Annotated in this window: 13 protein-coding genes and 8 pseudogenes; 14 read left to right on the forward strand and 7 right to left on the reverse strand. The window is 69.6% G+C overall.

Annotation, left to right across the window (positions count from 1 at the left end):
- Positions 1 to 52: 52 nt before the first annotated feature.
- The 5 genes and pseudogenes from ligD to G6N49_RS00010 all read left to right on the forward strand — a co-directional run.
- Positions 53 to 718: pseudogene (gene ligD, locus G6N49_RS29790) on the forward strand (non-homologous end-joining DNA ligase LigD); the annotation flags it as partial.
- Positions 619 to 906, forward strand: a pseudogene (locus G6N49_RS29795) (ATP-dependent DNA ligase); the annotation flags it as partial. The pseudogenes ligD and G6N49_RS29795, both read left to right, overlap by 100 nt.
- A pseudogene (locus tag G6N49_RS29800) lies at positions 903 to 1622 on the forward strand (DNA polymerase ligase N-terminal domain-containing protein); the annotation flags it as partial. The pseudogenes G6N49_RS29795 and G6N49_RS29800, both read left to right, overlap by 4 nt.
- A gap of 145 nt (positions 1623 to 1767) precedes the next feature.
- Positions 1768 to 2295, forward strand: a complete 528-nt coding sequence (locus G6N49_RS29805; RefSeq protein WP_407665052.1) for an ATP dependent DNA ligase — start codon at positions 1768 to 1770, stop codon at positions 2293 to 2295.
- A pseudogene (locus G6N49_RS00010) lies at positions 2250 to 3766 on the forward strand (DUF222 domain-containing protein). Before G6N49_RS29805 ends, G6N49_RS00010 begins: the two are co-directional and overlap by 46 nt.
- Positions 3767 to 4049: 283 nt before the next feature.
- Here the strand turns inward: G6N49_RS00010 and rnhA are convergent.
- The 3 genes and pseudogenes from rnhA to G6N49_RS00030 all read right to left on the reverse strand — a co-directional run bounded on the left by rnhA (position 4050) and on the right by G6N49_RS00030 (position 5335).
- Positions 4050 to 4511: pseudogene (gene rnhA / locus G6N49_RS00020) on the reverse strand (ribonuclease HI).
- 4 nt (positions 4512 to 4515) lie between these two features.
- Positions 4516 to 4665, reverse strand: coding sequence for a helix-hairpin-helix domain-containing protein (locus tag G6N49_RS29745; RefSeq protein ID WP_163647443.1), 150 nt, complete (start codon positions 4663 to 4665; stop codon positions 4516 to 4518).
- Positions 4666 to 4699: 34 nt separating this feature from the next.
- Positions 4700 to 5335, reverse strand: coding sequence for a glyoxalase (locus G6N49_RS00030; protein ID WP_083045634.1), 636 nt, complete (start codon positions 5333 to 5335; stop codon positions 4700 to 4702).
- Between the two features lie 175 nt (positions 5336 to 5510).
- On the opposite strand from G6N49_RS00030, the pseudogene G6N49_RS00035 reads away from it, so the two are divergent.
- A pseudogene (locus tag G6N49_RS00035) lies at positions 5511 to 8562 on the forward strand (Kelch repeat-containing protein).
- Here G6N49_RS00035 and G6N49_RS00040 read toward each other — a convergent pair.
- The 3 genes from G6N49_RS00040 to G6N49_RS00050 all read right to left on the reverse strand — a co-directional run bounded on the left by G6N49_RS00040 (position 8555) and on the right by G6N49_RS00050 (position 11106).
- Positions 8555 to 9169 carry an FHA domain-containing protein gene (locus G6N49_RS00040; protein ID WP_083045636.1) on the reverse strand — a complete coding sequence of 205 codons (615 nt, stop codon included), beginning with the start codon at positions 9167 to 9169 and terminating at the stop codon, positions 8555 to 8557. The pseudogene G6N49_RS00035 and the gene G6N49_RS00040 sit on opposite strands and share 8 nt — an antisense overlap.
- Before the next feature lie 106 nt (positions 9170 to 9275).
- Positions 9276 to 10205, reverse strand: a complete 930-nt coding sequence (locus G6N49_RS00045) for a hypothetical protein (protein ID WP_083045637.1) — start codon at positions 10203 to 10205, stop codon at positions 9276 to 9278.
- 139 nt (positions 10206 to 10344) lie between these two features.
- Complete coding sequence (locus G6N49_RS00050; protein ID WP_011856957.1) at positions 10345 to 11106, reverse strand: SDR family NAD(P)-dependent oxidoreductase; 762 nt, start codon at positions 11104 to 11106, stop codon at positions 10345 to 10347.
- Positions 11107 to 11185: 79 nt separating this feature from the next.
- On the opposite strand from G6N49_RS00050, the gene G6N49_RS00055 reads away from it, so the two are divergent.
- Positions 11186 to 11893, forward strand: coding sequence for a hypothetical protein (locus tag G6N49_RS00055; RefSeq protein ID WP_235679463.1), 708 nt, complete (start codon positions 11186 to 11188; stop codon positions 11891 to 11893).
- The gene (locus G6N49_RS29345; protein ID WP_235679464.1) at positions 11841 to 12227 is read left to right on the forward strand and encodes a helix-turn-helix transcriptional regulator; all 387 of its coding nucleotides are present in this window, start codon (positions 11841 to 11843) and stop codon (positions 12225 to 12227) included. Before G6N49_RS00055 ends, G6N49_RS29345 begins: the two co-directional genes overlap by 53 nt.
- 10 nt (positions 12228 to 12237) lie before the next feature.
- Here the strand turns inward: G6N49_RS29345 and G6N49_RS00060 are convergent.
- Positions 12238 to 13097: pseudogene (locus G6N49_RS00060) on the reverse strand (LLM class flavin-dependent oxidoreductase).
- 86 nt (positions 13098 to 13183) lie between these two features.
- Here G6N49_RS00060 and G6N49_RS00065 point away from each other — a divergent pair.
- From G6N49_RS00065 to cobF, 6 genes and pseudogenes are all read left to right on the forward strand, one after another.
- Entirely contained in the window at positions 13184 to 13453 is a 270-nt protein-coding gene (locus G6N49_RS00065; protein ID WP_011561720.1) for a DUF4235 domain-containing protein, read from the forward strand.
- 24 nt (positions 13454 to 13477) lie between these two features.
- Positions 13478 to 14641 (forward strand): annotated as a pseudogene (locus G6N49_RS00070) (MFS transporter).
- A 32-nt stretch (positions 14642 to 14673) separates the two neighbouring features.
- Positions 14674 to 15717, forward strand: coding sequence for a thiamine pyrophosphate-binding protein (locus tag G6N49_RS29350; RefSeq protein ID WP_235679465.1), 1044 nt, complete (start codon positions 14674 to 14676; stop codon positions 15715 to 15717).
- Positions 15718 to 15720: 3 nt separating this feature from the next.
- Complete coding sequence (locus G6N49_RS29355) at positions 15721 to 16395, forward strand: thiamine pyrophosphate-dependent enzyme (RefSeq protein WP_268949188.1); 675 nt, start codon at positions 15721 to 15723, stop codon at positions 16393 to 16395.
- 87 nt (positions 16396 to 16482) lie between these two features.
- Positions 16483 to 17535 (forward strand): YihY/virulence factor BrkB family protein, encoded by a 1053-nt coding sequence (locus G6N49_RS00080; protein ID WP_011561717.1) that lies wholly within the window; start codon positions 16483 to 16485, stop codon positions 17533 to 17535.
- 27 nt (positions 17536 to 17562) lie between these two features.
- Entirely contained in the window at positions 17563 to 18327 is a 765-nt protein-coding gene (gene cobF, locus G6N49_RS00085; protein WP_011856951.1) for a precorrin-6A synthase (deacetylating), read from the forward strand.
- The last annotated feature ends 6 nt before the right edge of the window (positions 18328 to 18333 follow it).

Genomic DNA, 18333 nt, shown 5'->3' on the forward strand with positions numbered 1-18333 from the left:
GGGCACCACCAAGGCCGAGGTGTTCGAGTACTACGTCGACGTGGCCGAGGCGATGGTGCCGCACATCGCCGGCCGGGCGGTCACCCGTAAGCGCTGGCCCAACGGCGTCGGCGAGTTGGAGTTCTTCGAGAAGCAGCTGGCCAGCTCCGCACCTGACTGGCTCCAGCGCGGCACGATCGTGCACAAATCGGGCACCACCACCTACCCGATCATCGACACCCGCGAAGGTCTGGCGTGGATCGCGCAGCAGGCCGCGCTGGAGGTGCACGTGCCGCAGTGGCGGTTCGTCGGATCGGGTGGCGACCTGACTCCCGGCCCGGCCACCCGGATCGTGTTCGACCTCGACCCCGGCGAGGGCGTCACGTTCCGTCAGCTGTGCGAGGTCGCGCACGAGGTCCGCGACCTGATCACCGGCATCGGGCTGACGGCCTATCCGCTGACCAGCGGCAGCAAGGGTCTGCACCTCTACGTCCCGCTCCAGGAGCCGATCAGCTCCCAGGGCGCGTCGGTGCTCGCCAAACGCGTCGCCCAACAGCTCGAAGCGGCCATGCCCAAACAGGTCACCGCCACGATGACCAGAGCCTGCGCGAGGGCAAGGTGTTCCTCGACTGGAGCCAGAACAACGGCAACAAGACCACGATCGCGCCGTACTCCCTGCGGCCGCGAGCATCCGACGGTTGCGGCGCCACGCACCTGGGAGGAGATCGAGGACCCCGACCTGAGACATCTGCGATTCGACGAAGTGCTCGAGCGGATCGAGGAGTTCGGGACCTGCTGGCCGATCTCGACGAGTACGTGCCTGTCGAGGACCGGCTCACCAAGTACCGCAGCATGCGCGACCCGTCGAGGACGCCGGAGCCCGTGCCGCCGCTACCGCCGAAGGCCGCAACAACGACCGCTTCGTGATCCAGGAACACCATGCCCGGCGGCTGCACTACGACCTGCGTCTGGAACGCGACGGTGTGCTGGTCAGCTGGGCGGTGCCGAAGAACCTGCCCGACCGGCCCTCGGAGAACCACCTCGCCGTGCACACCGAGGACCATCCGATGGAGTACCTCACCTTCCACGGCACCATCCCGAAGGGTGAGTACGGCGGCGGCGACATGATCGTCTGGGACACCGGCACGTATGAGACCGAGAAGTTCAACGACCACGCCCCGGACGGACCCGCCAAGGGCGGGGAGGTCATCATCACCCTGCACGGCAACAGGATCGACGGCCGTTACGCGTTGATCCAGACCGACGGCAACTGGCTCGCCCACCGGATGAAGGATCAGGGCAACCCGACGTTCGAGGACTTCGCCCCGATGCTGGCCACCCACGGCTCGGTCGAGAAGCTCACGGCGAAACAGTGGGCGTTCGAAGGCAAGTGGGACGGCTACCGGCTGCTGGTCGACGCCGACCATGGCAAGCTGTGTCTGAAGTCCCGTAGCGGCCGCGACGTCACCGCAGAGTATCCCCAATTACGCGCGCTGGCAGCAGATCTCGCCGACCACCATGTCGTGCTCGACGGGGAGGTCGTCGCCCTCGATGACAAGGGCGTGCCGAGCTTCGGTCATATGCAGAACCGGGCCCGGTCCACCCGTGTCGAGTTCTGGGCGTTCGACATCCTGCGCCTCGACGGCCGTTGGCTGCTGAAGGCGAAGTACCGAGACCGCCGAAAGCTGTTGGAGACGTTGGCCAGTGGGGGCGGACTGATCGTGCAACCCCTACTCGACGGCGACGGCCTCGAGGCTCGAGGACGCCCGCAAACGCAGGTGGGAGGGTGTGGTCGCCAAGAAATGGGATTCCACCTATCAGCCGGGGCGGCGCTCGTCGGCGTGGATCAAGGACAAACTGTGGAACACCCAGGAGGTCGTGATCGGCGGGTGGCGCGAAGGCAACGGCGGCCGCAGCAGCGGCATCGGCGCACTGGTGCTCGGCATCCCCGGACCCGACGGCCTGCAGTTCGTCGGCCGAGTCGGCACCGGGTTCACCGAGAAGGAACTCGGCAGTCTCAAGAAGACGTTGGCGCCGCTGCACACCTACGAATCCCCCTTCGCGACAAGGCTTCCCACCCAGGACGCCAAGGGCGTGACGTTCGTGCGGCCCGAACTCGTCGGCGAGGTGCGTTACAGCGAGCGTACCGGCGACGGCCGGTTGCGCCAACCGTCCTGGCGGGGGCTGCGACCGGACAAGACGCCGGACGACGTCGTGGGAGTAGGTGCGGTCGATGTCGCATCGAGCGGTGTGGATTTGTCGGTGGTCGAATGTATGTTCGAGGTATGTCAGGGCACGACCTCCAGGCCGCGGTGACCGCGCTGCGTGCGGCCTTCGATGAGGTGGCCTCCTGTGATGTCGCCTTGTTGGACCGCGCCGAACTCGTTGCGGCGCTGGATGAACTCGAGGCCCTGGGGTGCCGGCTGCCCACGATGAGCCACCGCTTGCTGGCCCGTCGGTCCGAGGCGACACCGCAGCAGATGGGTGCCAAGTCGTGGAGAGAGGTGCTGACGGTCCGCTGGCGGATCTCGGGCAGTGAGGCCAACCGACGACTCACCGAGGCCGGTCTGCTGGCGCCGCGCCAGGCATTGACCGGTCCTTCGCTGCCGCCGGTGTTACCCGCAACGGCGGCAGCACAGGCGCACGGGTTGATCAACAGCGAACACGTCGAGGTCATCCGCAGAGCGGTCGACAAGTTGCCGGGGTTCGTCGACACCGTCACGCGGGAGCAGTTCGAGGTCACCCTGGTCCGCACCGCGGTCGGTGGGCCCCAAGGAACTCAAGGACACAGCCGACCTCACGTTGTTCCTGCTCGATCAGGACGGTCCCGAGCCCGATGACACCGAACGGGCCCGCAAGCGTGGCGTGTCGCGATCGAAACAACGCCCCGACGGGATGGTCGACCTGTCCGGGCACCTGACGCCGGAAGCGTGGGCGGTGTGGGAGGCGATCTTCGCGAAGTACGCGGCGCCGGGCATGTGCAATCCCGACGATCCCGAACCCTGCACGTCGGGGACCCCGTCGCAGGAGCAGATCGACAACGACCACCGCCCCTGGCCCAGCGCCACACGATGCGATGGTCGCGATCGGGCGCATCGCCTTGATGAGTGGCGAACTCGGCCAACTGAATGGACTGCCGGTCTCGATCATCATCCGCACCACGCTGGAGGATCTGGAGTCGCGGGCCGGGGTCGGCACCACCGGTGGCGGCACCGTCGTGCCGATCGCCGATGTGATCCGGATGGCCGGCCACGCCAACCACTACCTGGCGGTGTTCGACGGAGCTACCGGATCTGCTCTTGATCTGTTCCGCGCCAAGCGGACTGCCTCCCCGGCGCAACGCATCATGCTGATCGCGCGAGATGGCGGATGCACCAAACCGGGCTGCACTGTCGGCGCCTACGGCTGCCAGGTGCATCATGTGGATGCCGACTGGTCAGACGGCGGCAACACCAACGTCGACGAACTCGGCCTCGCGTGCGGGCCGGACAACCGCAGCGTCGACAAAGACGACGGCTGGTCCACCCGCATGAACGATCAGTGCGAAGTCGAATGGATCCCGCCGCCACGGCTGGACACAGGCCAAGCCCGGTTGAACCACTACCACCGACCCGAACGCCTTCTCCGGCCATCCGACGACCCTGTGCCTACGAGCCAGGACCGCAGTGGGGCAATCGAACCCGCCGACGGTGGGAAGGTCGGCGACGCCGAGTCTGGTCCTCCGCGGTCGGCCGACGACACCGGCGAACCCGGCGGGCCCGCACCGCCCGGCAATCGTGCGGCCTGATCGCCGTCGTCCCGCGTATGCGCCTCGAGTCACAACGGACGCCACCTCGAGTGGGGCGACGATCCGGCTGAGGCGCCACTTCAGGGTGTCGCGCTCCCAGGTGACCGTCTTCGACGGGGGCTCGCACCTGACGCTGATCTCACACCCCGACGCGGTGACCGCCGTGATCAGTCAGGCCATCGCGTCGGTGCGCTGACGGACGTCCATGGCCACACCTCACCGCTGGGACTGCCGCCGCGGCGCGAAAGCCAAACGCCTGCAGGCTGGTAGCGCATACGGCCGGTCAGAGGACAATCGCGGCGGCTTCGAGCGCCTGCCGCAGGCCGCGGGTGGCCAACTGGTCGGCCAACTCGTTGTCCGCGACACCGGAATGGCCCTTCACCCAGAACCACTCGACACGGTGCCGCGCGCAGGCGGCTGCAGCCGCTGCCACAGGTCGACGTTCTTCACCGGCTGCTTGGCGGCGGTCAGCCAGCCGTTGCGCTCCCAGCCCAGCACCCATTTGGTGATGCCGTTGCGGACATAGGTGCTGTCGGTGTGCAGGTGCACCAGGACCGGTCTGGTGAGCGCCTCGAGCGCCATGATCGGCGCGGTCAGTTCCATCCGGTTGTTGCTCGTCGCCCCGGGTTCACCGCCACATCTCGCGGATGTGGTTGCGGTGGCGCAGCACCGCGCCCCAGCCGCCGGGACCCGGGTTGGGGCGGCAGCCGCCGTCGGTGTGGATGATCACGGGTTCGGTGTCCACGGGCTCAGCCGGCCTCTGCCCGACGGAGCAGCTCAACTGCCTTCGGCCCGACACCGTGCAGGGCCAGCAGTTCCTCGAGATCCGCGGGAAGATCAGCGCGGGTGCGGTAACCGGCGTCGATGAGCGCGCCGGTGGCCGGCCTGCCGATCCGGATACCGTCGAATACTGCGCCGCGGTCGGCGGGTCGGTCATGACATGAGGATAGGTGGGGAGATCACGGCCGTCGGGACCGACATTCCGAGATCGCGGTGCCGCAGCGTGGTGATCCGCCGCCCGGGTTGCACCGCATCCTTCACCGGCGCGGTGCGGTCACCGAAGAACGACGCGGTCGCATCGATATCCGCGACGACGTACGTGATTCCCCACAGCCTGGACGGACCTTCGCGAGCCGTCTCCGGGGACCCGACGACCTCGAGGATCACCTCCCCGAGCCGGAAGAAGATCTGACGCACCGGTCGACCGCCCAGGTCGGCGGCGCGTTCGCGGCGCGGGGCCAGGCCGACCGCGGCCAGCGCGGCGAGGGTCCGCTTCAGGTCGGGGGACATCAGCACGACATGGTCGATCGCCCTCACGCCGTTGGCGTGCGTGGCGGGAACCGCGCCGGCCGCCTCCGATGCGCTCGTCGCGATGCCGTCGAGGTCGGCTGACGGGCCCGGCAGACCCCGCAGCGACCAGCCGACGATGCCGGTGCCACGGTCGCGGCCGACCAGTCGGATCCGCACCCCGCCGATCCGGCAGACGTCGTCGGGGTCGACATCGAAGCCCGCCCGTATCCACGCGTCCGCGGGGTCGGCGACGCGGATCTCGTCGACGGTGACGGTCATGGCCGCAGGCACGCGGCTCAGACTACGACGGCGCGGGCGGCGACATCTGCCCCCGGTGCCACCGCGGCTCGCGCTCGGACGAACTCCGACGACAACGCCCGATTCCGGCGTCTGGGAGCCTTTTGCTCGGTACCGTTAGGCGAACAATCCGCACTCCCCGGAGGACGGTGGGACCATGGCGGGCGGGATAGCGACCGAACTGGCAGCCGCCGGGTTCACCGACGCCGTCGAGATCGGCCGCGGTGGTGGCGGCGTGGTGTATCGCTGCAACCAGAAGTCCCTCGGGCGCAGCGTCGCCATCAAGGTTCTCGCCTCCGACCTCGACGACAAGGACGACCGCGAGCGTTTCCTGCGCGAGGGGTACGCGATGGGCGGGCTGTCCGGGCACCCGAACATCGTCAACATCCTGCAGGTCGGCGTCACCGACGGCAATCGCCCGTTCATCGTGATGCCTTATCACGCAAGGGGTTCGCTCGCGCAGCGGGTGCGGCGGGAGGGCCGGATCGCGTGGCCCGAGGCGCTGCGTATCGGCGTCAAACTGTGCGGGGCACTGGAGACCGCGCACCGGACGGGCACGCTGCACCGCGACATCAAACCGGCCAACGTGCTCGTCAACGACTACGGCGAACCGCAGTTGAGCGACTTCGGGACTGCTCGCATCGTCGGTGGCTACAAGACCGTCACCGGGTTCTTCACCGGCACACTGTCCTACACCGCACCCGAGGTGCTCAGCGGCACCCCGCCGACGGTCGCGGCCGACGTGTACTCCCTCGGCGCGACGATCTACGCGCTGATCGCCGGCAACCCCCCGCACGAGCGCAAGGCCGACGAGGATCTCATCGCGCACTACCTGCGGATCACCTCGACACCGGTACCGGATCTGCGTCCCGAGGGGATCCCCGTCGACGTCTGCGCCGCGATCGAGAAGGCGATGTCGCGCGAACCCGCCGACCGGTATGCGTCGGCCGAAGAGTTCGGCCTCGAACTGCAACTGGCGCAACGACACAACGGGCTGACTGCCGATCCGATGGCGCTCAGCGACCCGAGCGCTCCGCCGGAGGAGCCCGCCGGCGCCGAAGCGCCGGACGCCACCGGACGGCACGAACCCACCGGCGCTGACTCCCTTGGCGCCACCGGCGCTGACTCCCTTGGCGCCACCGGCGCTGACTCCCTTGGCGCCACCGGCGCTGACTCCCTTGGCGCCACCGGCGCGATGCCCCCGCCGACGCCCGGCATGTTCGCCCACACCGCCTCGATCAGCGCGTCGAGCCTGCCGTGGGCGGTCTCGCCGTCCGCACCGCCACCGGCGCCCGGACCCCCGCCCGACGGTGCGGCCGAGAAGCCGGAGCGCAACCGGAAACTCATCGCCGCCGCGGCGGCGCTCGCGGTGCTGTTGCTCGTGGCCAGCGGCGTCTACATGGTCGTCACGCCACGCGACGACGCCGGCAGCGAGGCGGCCAGGCCGGTGGGGCAGACGCAACCCACCCAGGAAACCCAGCCCGGGTGGCAGACGATCGCCGATGCCCGCGTGGCCCGTGACGCGGTGGCGGCCACCGAGGCCGACGGCACGATCTGGGTCTTCGGCGGACTGGGCGAGGGCGGCCGCGTCAGCGGACGGCACGAGGGGCGACCCGGCGATCGACAGCTGGAAGAGCGGTGAGCCGCTACCCGTGCCGGTGCAGCATGCGATGGCCGTGACCTGGCAGGGCACTCCGGTCGTCCTCGGCGGCTGGCGCACCGAGGGCGCGAACACCAAGGTGGCCACGGACCGGGTGTGGCGGGTGGTCAACAGCCGCTGGGCCGAACTGCCCCCGCTGCTGCAACCGCGGGCGGCGGCGTCTGCCGCGGTGGTCGGCGAGCGCATCATCGTCACCGGCGGCGTGGACGCATCCGGCAAGGTGCTCGACACCACCGAGATCTTCGACGGCACCGGGTGGAGACTCGGCGCCGCGATGCCCACGCCGCGGCAGATGTCGGCTGCGGCATCCGACGACCGGCTCGTCTACGTCGTCGGCGGCACCACGGGGTCCGCCGATCTGGCCACGGTGGAGGCGTACGACCCGGCCGCCGACACCTGGACCGATCTGCCCCCACTTCCGCAGCCGCGCAGCGACTTCGGGGCCGCGAGCGCTGACGGGCGGTTGGTCGCGGTGGGCGGTGAGTCGGCGGGGCAGGAGCTCGGCAGCGTCGTCGCGCTCGACTTCGTGGCCCGGACGTGGTCCCCGCTGCCGGATATGACGGGTCCGCGCCGCGGTATGGCGGTGGCCGGCGTCGGGCGCACCGTTTACGCGATCGGCGGGGCGACCGGCGACGGCGCCGTCACCGCCTCGGCCGAATCGTTGAAGCTGGCCGCGCGTCGACCCCAACCGGTGGCGCAGTGGCGGACCCTGCCCGATGCGCCGACGGCACGGTTGATGATGGCCTGGACGGTGCTCGGCGACACGATCTGGGTTGCGGGCGGGATGAGCCACGGCGAGAGCCTCCAGACAGTCGAGAGCTACGACACCCGAACCGGCACATGGCAACCGCAGCCGCCGCTGCCGATACCGCTGCACCACGCGACGGCGGCGACCTACCGCGGCGAGGTGGTGGTCCTCGGCGGTGCCACCGACAGCATCGCGGACGCGTCGAACAAGGTGTTCGCGTTCCGCGACGGTGCGTGGGTGGATCTCCCGCCACTGCAGCACGCGCGGGTCGCGGGCGCCGCAGCGGTGGTCGGAGACCAACTGGTCGTCGTCGGCGGGCAGGACGACAAGCAACTCGTCGCGCAGACCGAGGTGTTCGACGGGCAGTCGTGGACCCAGGCCGCGGACCTGCCCACACCGCGCGAACACCTCGCCGCGGTGTCCGACGGCGTCTACGTCTACACCGTCGGCGGACGGCTGCTGAGCGCCGACGAGAACTCCGCGGCGTTCGAACGCTTCGACCCGCGATCCGGTACCTGGGAGTCGTTGCCCGACATGCCGACTCCGCGCGGCAGCTACGGCGCCGCGTTCATCGACGGCCGGATCGTGGCGGTCGGCGGCGAGGAACCGACGCGGGTGCTGGCGACCGTCGAGATGTACGACATCGCCGGCCGCACGTGGAGCACGCTGACGCCGATCAGCACCCCGCTGCACGGTGAGGCGGTGGCCGCCGTCGGGTCGACCCTCTACTGCATCGGGGGCGCCGACCGGCCCACCCACGAAGGTCCCGTCGCGACCGTCGAGGCGCTGGACTTCACGTAGCGTCGCGCAGCTGGGCGATGGTGACCGCCCCGCGGCGCAGGGCCTCGTTGGCCAACCGGACCCGGCGGTCGCCCTCGGCGGGCACGGCGAACTTGTCGTACAGGTTCTGCAGATGCTGCTTGACGGCGGCCTCGGTGACGAACAGTTCACCGGCCATCCGGCGCACGGAGGCGGGTTCGGGGAACAGGTCGTCGGAGACCAGCGGGCGGCACAGCGCCATCAGGACGTCGATTTCGCGCGGGGTCAGGCGCGGCGGGAGGTCGGACGGTTGCGCGGACACCGTCTGCTCGTCGCCCGGCCCTTCACCGGTGCCGTGCCCCTGCCAGAAGATCATCCGCGACCTGCCGACCCGCACCTCGTCACCGGACCTCAGGACCCGTTCGGCGGTGATCTTCTCGCCGTTGAGGTAGGTCCCGTTCCGGCTGCCCAGATCCCTGATGGACCAGGCGGATCCGAGGTTCTCGAGGACGGCGTGCAGGCGGGACACCGTCTCGTCGTGTTCGAGCGGGACCGCGTTGGTGGAGGCCTTGCCCAGGGTCACCCGCTGGCCGTCGAGCGCGATCAGCTCCCGCCCGGACGGTTTCCAGACTTCGAGGTGGCAAGGCATGTGGTCCTCCTGTCGGAGGCAATTCTCACCCAGAGGCGGGTTCGGTGGTCGAAAACGCGAGGCGGGCCGCCGGGGGGATCCCGACGGCCCGCGGCCCGCTGGCCGGTCACACGGTGCGGCGCCGACGGGTGAGGATCTGCGGGAGCGGCGGCCACGGCCATTCGCTGCCGGCCCCGCCGCGCGGCGCCTTCAGGAACGCCAGCCCCAGAACGAAGCCGAAGATCAGGTGGCCCACCAGCGTGATCGTCACCGTGGCCGGCGTCAGCGGGAACATCATCTGCTCACCGCGCGGAGCCAGCGCGACGGTGGCGATCAGCCCGGCCCAGGTGGGGAAGACGGCGAACGCCACCGCGGCGGACACCGCTCTGACCTTCGACCACCGGTCGATGCCCAGCGCGAACGCGACCACGAAGAACGCCACCCCCAGGCCGCCGCCGTCGCCGATGTAGCGCCACACGTAGCCGACCGCGGCGCTGCCGGTGGTGTCCGGCTCACCGGTCACCCACGAACCCATCACGGGGATGAAGTCCTCCATCAGGCCCAGCACGTGCACGGCGAACAACCGCGCGGCGTCGTAGACGATGCACGCCACCATGCCGGCGACCAGACCGCGTCCGACGATCATGTCGGTCCGGTGCGGCGCGAACACCACGATCGCTCCCAGCACCCCGGTCAGCGCGATGATCACCACCGAGGTGATGGACTGCGGGACCAGGCCGAACACGTCGACCGAGATGCCCAGGATCGGCATCGAGGCCAGCAACAGCACGAGCAGGATCCGCGCGATCTGCCACCGGCTGGGCGGGACGTCTGTGACGCTGTTCAGATCGGCGTACCGCTGCCGAACGGTGTTGGTGACGTTGCCGATGACGATGCTGGGCAGCCGCACGGTCTTACCGACGGCGCCCAGCCGTGTCGTCTCGGGATCCTCGAGGGCGACGGCGGTCGGCAGCGGCCTGAGCAGATCGGCGTTGCGCATCCGCACGGTCTCGTCGTGGCCCCGGCGGGGGGAGGTGGTCGGAGCTGTCGCAACCATGAGGTTCCTCGATGTCGTTCGATGAGGAGAGGGACGACATCCATCCTCGGCCGCGGCTGCGACGGCGTAATCGCGCGGAAGCCAGAGTTCTCCGCCGGCGGGTAAGGCTTTCCTGTCCGCCGGGTAAGGCCCGGAGGCGCTAGGTGATGGTGACGCCGCCGTCGACGACGATGGTCTGCCCGGTCACGTAGCCACCGGCGTCCGACGCCAGCCAGACCAGCGTGGCCGCGAGCTCCTCCGGGTCGCCGGTGCGACCCAGCACCGCACGCTCGATGACGCTCTCGAGGTAGCCGGGTTTGTACTGATCGGTCATCTCCGACTCGAAGAATCCCGGTGCGATCGCGTTGACGCGGATGCCCTTGCGGATGCCCCACTGCTGTGCCAGGTCGCGCGTCAACCCGGCGATCGCCGCCTTGCTCGCGCTGTAGGCGGCCTGCGGGAGACCGGCGGTGGTGATGCCGAGGATGCTCGAGATGTTGACGATCGAACTGCCCGGGGCCATCACCCGGCCGCAGGCCTGCGCCGCCCAGTACGCCCCGTTGAGGTTCACGTCGACGACGGCGCGGAATTCGTCCGGAGTCTCCCGGGTGGCCGGGACGGCGGTGCCCACACCGGCGTTGTTCACCAGCACGTCGACGTGGCCGAACTCCGCCATCGCCGCGTCGACCATCGCCTGGCACTGGGCCGGGTCGACGACGTCGGTGGCCACCGACAGCGCACGGCGTCCCGCCGCGCGCACCAGCTCGGCGGTGCCTTCCAGTTTCTCCACGCGGCGGGCGGCCAGTACGACGTCCGCGCCGGCCTCCGCGCAGGCCTTGGCGAACGCCACGCCGAGACCCGAGGAGGCGCCGGTGACGATGACGACCTTGTCGTCGAGACGGAATCTGTCCAGAACGGGCATGGGGGTCATCCCATCACACCCGCTCCCGGCAAAATTCGCGACGCCCATCCGGCTGGCGGTGGGCAACGAATTGGTTAAAGTGAGCACCAATCCGGGGGTTCAGCCTCAGCCCCGCACTGCGTCACCTGCAGAGGTACCTCCCATAGCAAGACATCTCGACTCCCTTGGCGTCCTGGCACGGACCCAGGTCAAGATCATCGATTCCGACGAGGCGGCGGCGTTCCTCGACGACGCCTACGGCTCCCGCCTGCGGTTGTCGCGGCTGGCGAATCCGACCGGCGGCCCGGTGCTGACCTACAGCCGTCACGACGCCGGCTCCTTCACGATCGACGACATGGCGATGGCCGGCGGGTTCACCGCGTCACCCGACCCGCTGCACAAGGTGCTCGCGGTGTGGGCGAACCGGGGCCGGATCGCAGGCCGGTGCGCCGGTATCGGCGGCCTGGCCCGCGCGGGCGAGGTCGCGCTGATGGCCCAGCCGGACCTCCCGCACGATGCCGAAGCCGAGGACGTCGCGCTCACGACGGTGCTGCTCGATCCGGCGCTGGTCGCGAGCCTGGCCACCGGTGTGCCGGAGGCCGAGGCCTCGCCGATCCGGTTCTCCCTGTTCCAGCCCGTCGACGACTCGGCCCGACAGCTCTGGCAACAGACCGTCCACTACGTCAAGGAGTGTGCTCGCCGACGAGGCGCTCGCCACGCCGCTGGTGCTCGGCCATGCCGCCCGGCTCGCCGCGGTGACGCTCGCGGCCTTCCCGAGCGCCTCGACGGTCGCGTCCACCGCACATGACCGCGATGCCAAACCCGTTCTCCTGCAACGGGCGATCGGCTTCATCGAGGAGAACCTCGTCAACGACATCGCCCTCGCCGACATCGCCGCGGCCGTCCACGTCTCGCCGAGAGCGGTGCAGTACATGTTCCGCCGCCATCTGGAGACGACCCCGCTGCAGTACCTCCGCCGGTCGCGCCTGCACCACGCGCACATGGACCTGCTGGCCGCGGACCCGGCTCGCGAGACCGTCACACGGATCGCCGCCCAGTGGGGGTTCGCCCACACCGGCAGGTTCGCGGTGATGTACCGCGAGGCCTACGGGCAGAGCCCGCACACCACCCTTCGCGGGTGACGCGACGCCGTCACAGCTTGCCGATCACGTTCTCCGCGAACCACTCGAGGTTGCGGATCTTGTCGGCGAGCGGTTCGGTGTCGGCCCCGGTGATGTAGGGGATGCGGAACCCGACGATCACGTCGGTGACGCCCTTGTCCTCCAGGCGTTTGATGCCGTCGAGGGTGAACGCGTCGACCGAGATGACGTGGATCTCGAACGGTCCGCTCTGGCCCTGCTCCTCGCGGAACCTGTTGAGCTTGGCGATCAGGCCGTCGAGTTCCTCCGGGTCGCCGCCGCCGTGCATCCAGCCGTCGCAGCGCGGCGCGCTTGAGTGCGACGTCGGCGTGGCCGCCGACCAGGATCGGCACCGGCTTCGTCGGGGCGGGTGTCATCTTCGTCTTGGGGATGTCGTAGAACTCGCCGTGGAACTCGAAGTACTCACCGGTGGTGAGACCCGGATGATCTCGATGCACTCGTCCATTCGCTTGCCCCGCTTGGCGAACGGCACGTTCATCAACTCGTAGTCCCGGGCCACGGGCTGGTGCCGACGCCGAGGCCGAGGCGGTTGTCGAACAGTGCCGCCAACGACCCGGCCTGTTTGGCCACCAGGGCGGGCGGACGGATCGGCAGCTTGAGCACGAAGAAGTTGAACCGCAGCGTGGTGGTGACCGCGCACAGCGCGCTCGCGAGCACGAACGACTCGATGAACGCCTTCCCGTCGAGGAATCGCGGCTGCCGTCGGGGTGTAGGGTACTTCGAATCGGATTCGAACGGGTAGGCGATGCTATCGGGAATCGTCATCGCGTCGTAGCCGGCGGCCTCGGCGGCCTTGGCCAACGGAATGTAGTACGTCGGGTCCGTCATCGCCTCGGCATAGGTGAACCGCACGGTGCCTCCTGGTTGTGGGATGCCCGAATACTAGAACGTGTTCTAGTCCGATGTTTGAAGATTGGCGGGTCGGGAACGCCACGCCCGTGAGCGTCGCGAAAACCATGTACAAACCCCTGGCCCTCGCAAGCAGCATCGGGGGCGGCCTGATCGCCGGCAAGATCTTCTCCCAGATCTGGCAGTTGGCGAACCCCGCCGGAACGGAGCCGCCGGACCCGGAGGATCTGCAGAGCTCCATGAAAGAGATCTTCGTCGCCGCCGCCATCCAGGGTTTGATCGTCGGCGTGGTGCGCGCCGCGCTCGCGCGGGGACAGGCCAAGGGATTCGCCGCGCTGGCGAACGAGAACCCGGAGTAACCCCGGCTCAGGCATCATGACCGGGTGCCCACTCGGCAGGCCTGGCTCACCCGCAATGTCCGACTGTTGTCGGCGGTGTCGTTCCTGCAGGACGCGGCCAGCGAGTTGCTCTACCCGCTGCTGCCGATCTACCTGACCTCGGTGCTGGGGGCGCCGGCGGCGGTGGTCGGGGCGGTCGAGGGTGCCGCCGAGGGGGCGGCCTCGCTGACCAAGCTGGCCTCCGGACCGCTGGGGGACCGGTTCGCCAGACGGCCGCTGATCGCCACCGGCTACGGGATGGCGGCGCTGGGCAAGGTCATCGTGGCCGCCGCCGGGACCTGGCCTGGCGTGCTGGCCGGACGGGTCACCGACCGGCTCGGCAAGGGTCTGCGCGGCGCCCCGCGCGATGCGCTGCTGGTGGACGGTATCGACCCCGCCGCACGAGGCCGGGTCTTCGGATTCCACCGTGCCATGGACACTTTCGGCGCGGTGGTCGGCCCGCTGTTCGGGCTGGCCGGCTATGAACTGCTCGACCATCAGATCGCACCGCTGCTGTGGGTGGCGGTGATTCCCGCGGTGCTGTCCGTGGCGCTGGTGTTCTGCGTGCGCGAACGGGCCAGGGCGGTGCCGACGGCGGCGCGGCCGCCGCTGTTGTCGCGGGTCAGGGACCTCCTCGGCGCTACTGGCGGGTGACCGCGCTGCTGGTCGGCTTCGGCGTGGTGAACTTCCCGACGCGCTTCTCCTGTTGCGGCTCAACGAGATCGGTTTCTCCGTCGTCGAGGTGATCCTGGCCTACGTCGGCTACAACGTCGTGTACGCGGTCGCGAGTTACCCGGCCGGCGCGTTGGCCGACCGCGTCGGCACGCCGGCCGTGTTCGCCGTCGGGTTGGGGTTCTTCGCCGTCGGTTACACCGGGCTGGGGCTGACCACCGACACGCTCACCGCATGGATGCTGATCGGGGTCTACGGGATGTTCACCGCATGCACCGACGGGGTCGGCAAGGCGTGGATCTCATCGCTGGTCGGCGCGGACGTGCAGGCCAGCGCCCAGGGTGTGTTCCAGGGCGCAAGTGGGTTCGCGATCCTGGCGGCCGGGCTGTGGGCGGGTCTGCTGTGGGGCGCCGACGGGACGGTGCCGCTGCTGATCTCCGGCCTGGCGGGCGGGTGTTCGCCGTGATCGTCGCGGTGGTCGCTGTGCGTCACCGCTGATTGGCGATCGTCCCGGCGGGTATGCCGCGACGATGACAGATCTGGTTGCGGATGCATTGGTGGCCCGGCTGCGCGACTGGGGCGCCGACCGGGTGTTCGGATATGCCGGCGACGGGGTGAACACGCTCCTGGGTGCGTTACAGCGTTCGGGGGCACCGGAATTCATCTCCACCCGGCACGAGGAACTCGCGGCGTTCATGGCCTGCGGACACGCCAAGTACACCGGCCGGGTCGGCGTCTGCATGGCCACCCAGGGCCCCGGCGCCATCCATCTGCTGGCCGGCCTCTACGACGCCAAACTCGACAAACGACCCGTGGTGGCGGTCGTCGGACAGGTGGTCTCGACCGCGCTGGGCAGCGGCTACCTGCAGGAGGTCGACCTGCACACGCTCTTCAAAGACGTCTGCGGACAGTACGTGCAGACGGTGTTCGCACCCGAGCAGGCGCTGATGGCGCTCGACAACGCGATGCGGACGGCGATCGCGACGTCGACACCGACCTGCCTGATCATCCCGCACGACGTGCAGCAGGCCGAGATGCCCGACGAACTCGCGCATAGCCACGGCGTGGTGCCCTCGGCGGCGGTCAGCGCACCGACCCGGATCACCGCCCCCGACGACCAGATCCGCTCGGCCGCCGACATACTCAACGCCGGCCGGCGGGTGGCGTTGCTCGTGGGTCGCGGCGCCGCCGGTGCGGCCGACGAGATCGCCCGCGTGGTCGAGACACTCGGGGCCGGGGTGACGACGTCACTGCTCGGCAAGCCGGTGCTCGACGAGGGGCAGCCGTGGCACACCGGCGTGATGGGTCACCTCGGCACCACCGCGAGCGCCGAGCTGATGGCGAACTGCGACACGCTGCTGATCGTCGGCTCCAACGATCCCTGGACGGAGTTCTACCCTGCACCCGGACAGGCCAAGGCCGTGCAGATCGACATCCAGCCGCGGGTCATCGGTGCGAAGTATCCCGTCGACGCACCCGTCGTCGGGCAAGCGGCACAGGCACTTTCGGCTCTCAGCGCTGCTCGAACCCAAACCGGACCGGGCCTGGCAGGAGCAGGTCCGCCAGTGGCGTGAGCAGTGGCACGCCGAGGCCGCGCGCCGGGCCGCCGCCGAGACCTCCGACGCCAACCCCGAGGCCGTGGTGCGGGCACTGTCGGACCATCTGCCCGCCGACGCGCGCGTCGCCGTCGACACCGGATCGTCGACCTACTGGTATGCGCGACACCTCCGGTTGCCGCCGGTGTACCGGCCCACCTCTCGGGCTATCTCGCGTCGATGGGTTGCGCGCTGCCCTACGGGGTGGCCGCGAAACTCGATGCGCCGCAACGGCCGGTGGTGGCGCTGGTCGGTGACGGGGCGATGCAGATGAGCGGACTGCTCGAACTCGTCACGATCGCCGACCGGTGGCGCTCGTGGCAGGATCCGCGGTTCGTGGTGCTGGTGCTGCACAACGCCGACCTGACCGAGGTGTCGTGGGAGCAGCGGGAGATGGAGGGCAACCCGCGCTTCGCCCCGTCGCAGGACGTGCCGCGGTTCCCGTACGCCGGCTACGCCGAACTGCTCGGACTGCGGGGTATCCGGGTGACCTCGTCGCAGGAGGCCGACGACGCCTGGGCGACGGCGTTCTCCGCCGACCGGCCGACGGTCATCGAGGCGGTGGTCGACGCCGCCACCCCGCTGCTGCCACCGCTAATGCCGGACAGCAAGGCCGACAAGGTGCGGGCGGCGCTCGAACAGGAGGCCCGAACGTGAGCCTTTGCCTGGGAATTCGGCCGAATCTCGAACACAGCTCACGTTCGCGCGAGTTTGGGACACCGCCGTCCGGGTATCGACCGAGGCATGGCCGAAGCTGCGTCCACGAAACACCGCGCACCCGACCCTGACGATCCGCGCAAACCGGAGTCTCCGACCGACCTGACCAAACCGTCGGCGTTCTACGTACTGCGCAAGACCGCCCGGGAGTTCGGCCACGATCAGTGCACCGACCTGGCCGCCGCGCTCACCTACTACGCCGTCCTGTCGCTGTTCCCGGCGGTGCTGGTGATGGTGTCGCTGCTCGGCGTCTTCGGCCAGGGCCGCCGCACCACCGACGCCCTGCTCGACATCGTCTCGGACGTCGCCCCGGCCTCGACGGTCGACACCCTGCGGCCCACCATCGAGCAACTCGTGGAATCACCGTCTGCCGGTTTCGCTCTGGTGATCGGCATCCTCACCGCGCTGTGGTCGGCCTCCGGGTATGTCGGCGCGTTCGGACGGGCGATGAACCGGATCTACGAGGTCGCCGAGGGCCGCCCGGTGTGGAAGCTGCGGCCGCTGCAACTCGTCCTGACCTTCGCCGCGCTGCTCGGCGCGGCGTTGGTGGCGTTCATGCTCGCGGTGAGCGGTCCGGTGGCCGAAGCCCTCGGCAACGCGATCGGTCTCGGCGAGGCGGCGGTGACCGCGTGGAGTATCGGGCGTTGGCCGGTGATCCTGCTGCTCGTCGTCGTCGCCGTCGCGGTGCTGTACTACGCCACTCCCAACGTGCAGCAACCCAAGTTCCGGTGGATCAGCCTCGGCGCCGGGCTGGCGATCCTGACCTGGATCGTGGCGTCGGTGGGGTTCGGGTTCTACGTTGCGAACTTCAGCAGCTACAACAAGACCTACGGGACGCTGGCCGGGGTGATCATCTTCCTGCTGTGGCTGTGGATCACCAACCTCGCATTGCTCTTCGGCGCCGAACTGGACGCCGAACTCGAACGGGGCCGCCAGCTGCAGGCCGGCCTGCCCGCCGAGCGGGAACTTCAGCTGCCCCCGCGCGACACCCGGGTCATCGAGAAGAAGGAAGCCGCCATCGAAGAGGACGTCGAACGCGCGAAGGCGCTGCGACGCAGCCGGGGCCGCGACGACGGGTGACCCACGCACCCGGGCATACTCACCTGCGTGACTCGACGGATCCACGTCATCGGCATCGGTGCGGGTGACCCGGACTACGTGACCGCCCAGGCCGTCGCGGCACTCAACGACACCGACGTGTTCTTCGCGATGGACAAGGGGTCCCGCACGCGAGGAGGACAACAGGCGGATACGAAGGACGACCTGGTCGCATTGCGCCGGCTGATCTGCGAACGGTTCATCACCGAACCCGGCTACCGGTTCGTCGAGATGCCCGACCCCGTGCGGGCCAAGAGCGGCGACTATCGCCAGGCCGTCGACGAGTGGCACGCCGCGCGGGCGCGGTTGTGGGCCGAGGCGATCGAACGCGAACTCGACGACGACGGGGTCGGCGCCTTCCTCGCCTGGGGTGACCCCTCGCTGTATGACAGCACGCTGCGGATCCTCGACCGGGTCGCCGCCCACGTCGACATCGAGTACGACGTCATCCCGGGCGTCACCGCCATCCAGGCGCTCACCGCACGGCACCGGATCCCGCTCAACGACGTCGGCGAACCCGTGCTCATCACCACCGGACGGCGGCTGCGCGAACAGGGCCTGACCGGGGCCGCGGTGGTGATGCTCGACGCCGACTGCGCATTCACCGGGACGCCCGCGCAGACCCGGATCTGGTGGGGCGCCTACCTCGGCACCGCCGACGAACTGCTCGTCTCCGGGACCGTCGGCGAGGTGGGTGAGCGGATCGTCGCGCTGCGCGCCGAGGCGCGCGAGCGGCACGGCTGGATCATGGACACCTACCTGCTTCGTCCCTGAGCGTGC

Origin of the sequence: Mycolicibacterium monacense (assembly GCF_010731575.1) — a bacterium.
Taxonomy (GTDB): domain Bacteria; phylum Actinomycetota; class Actinomycetes; order Mycobacteriales; family Mycobacteriaceae; genus Mycobacterium; species Mycobacterium monacense.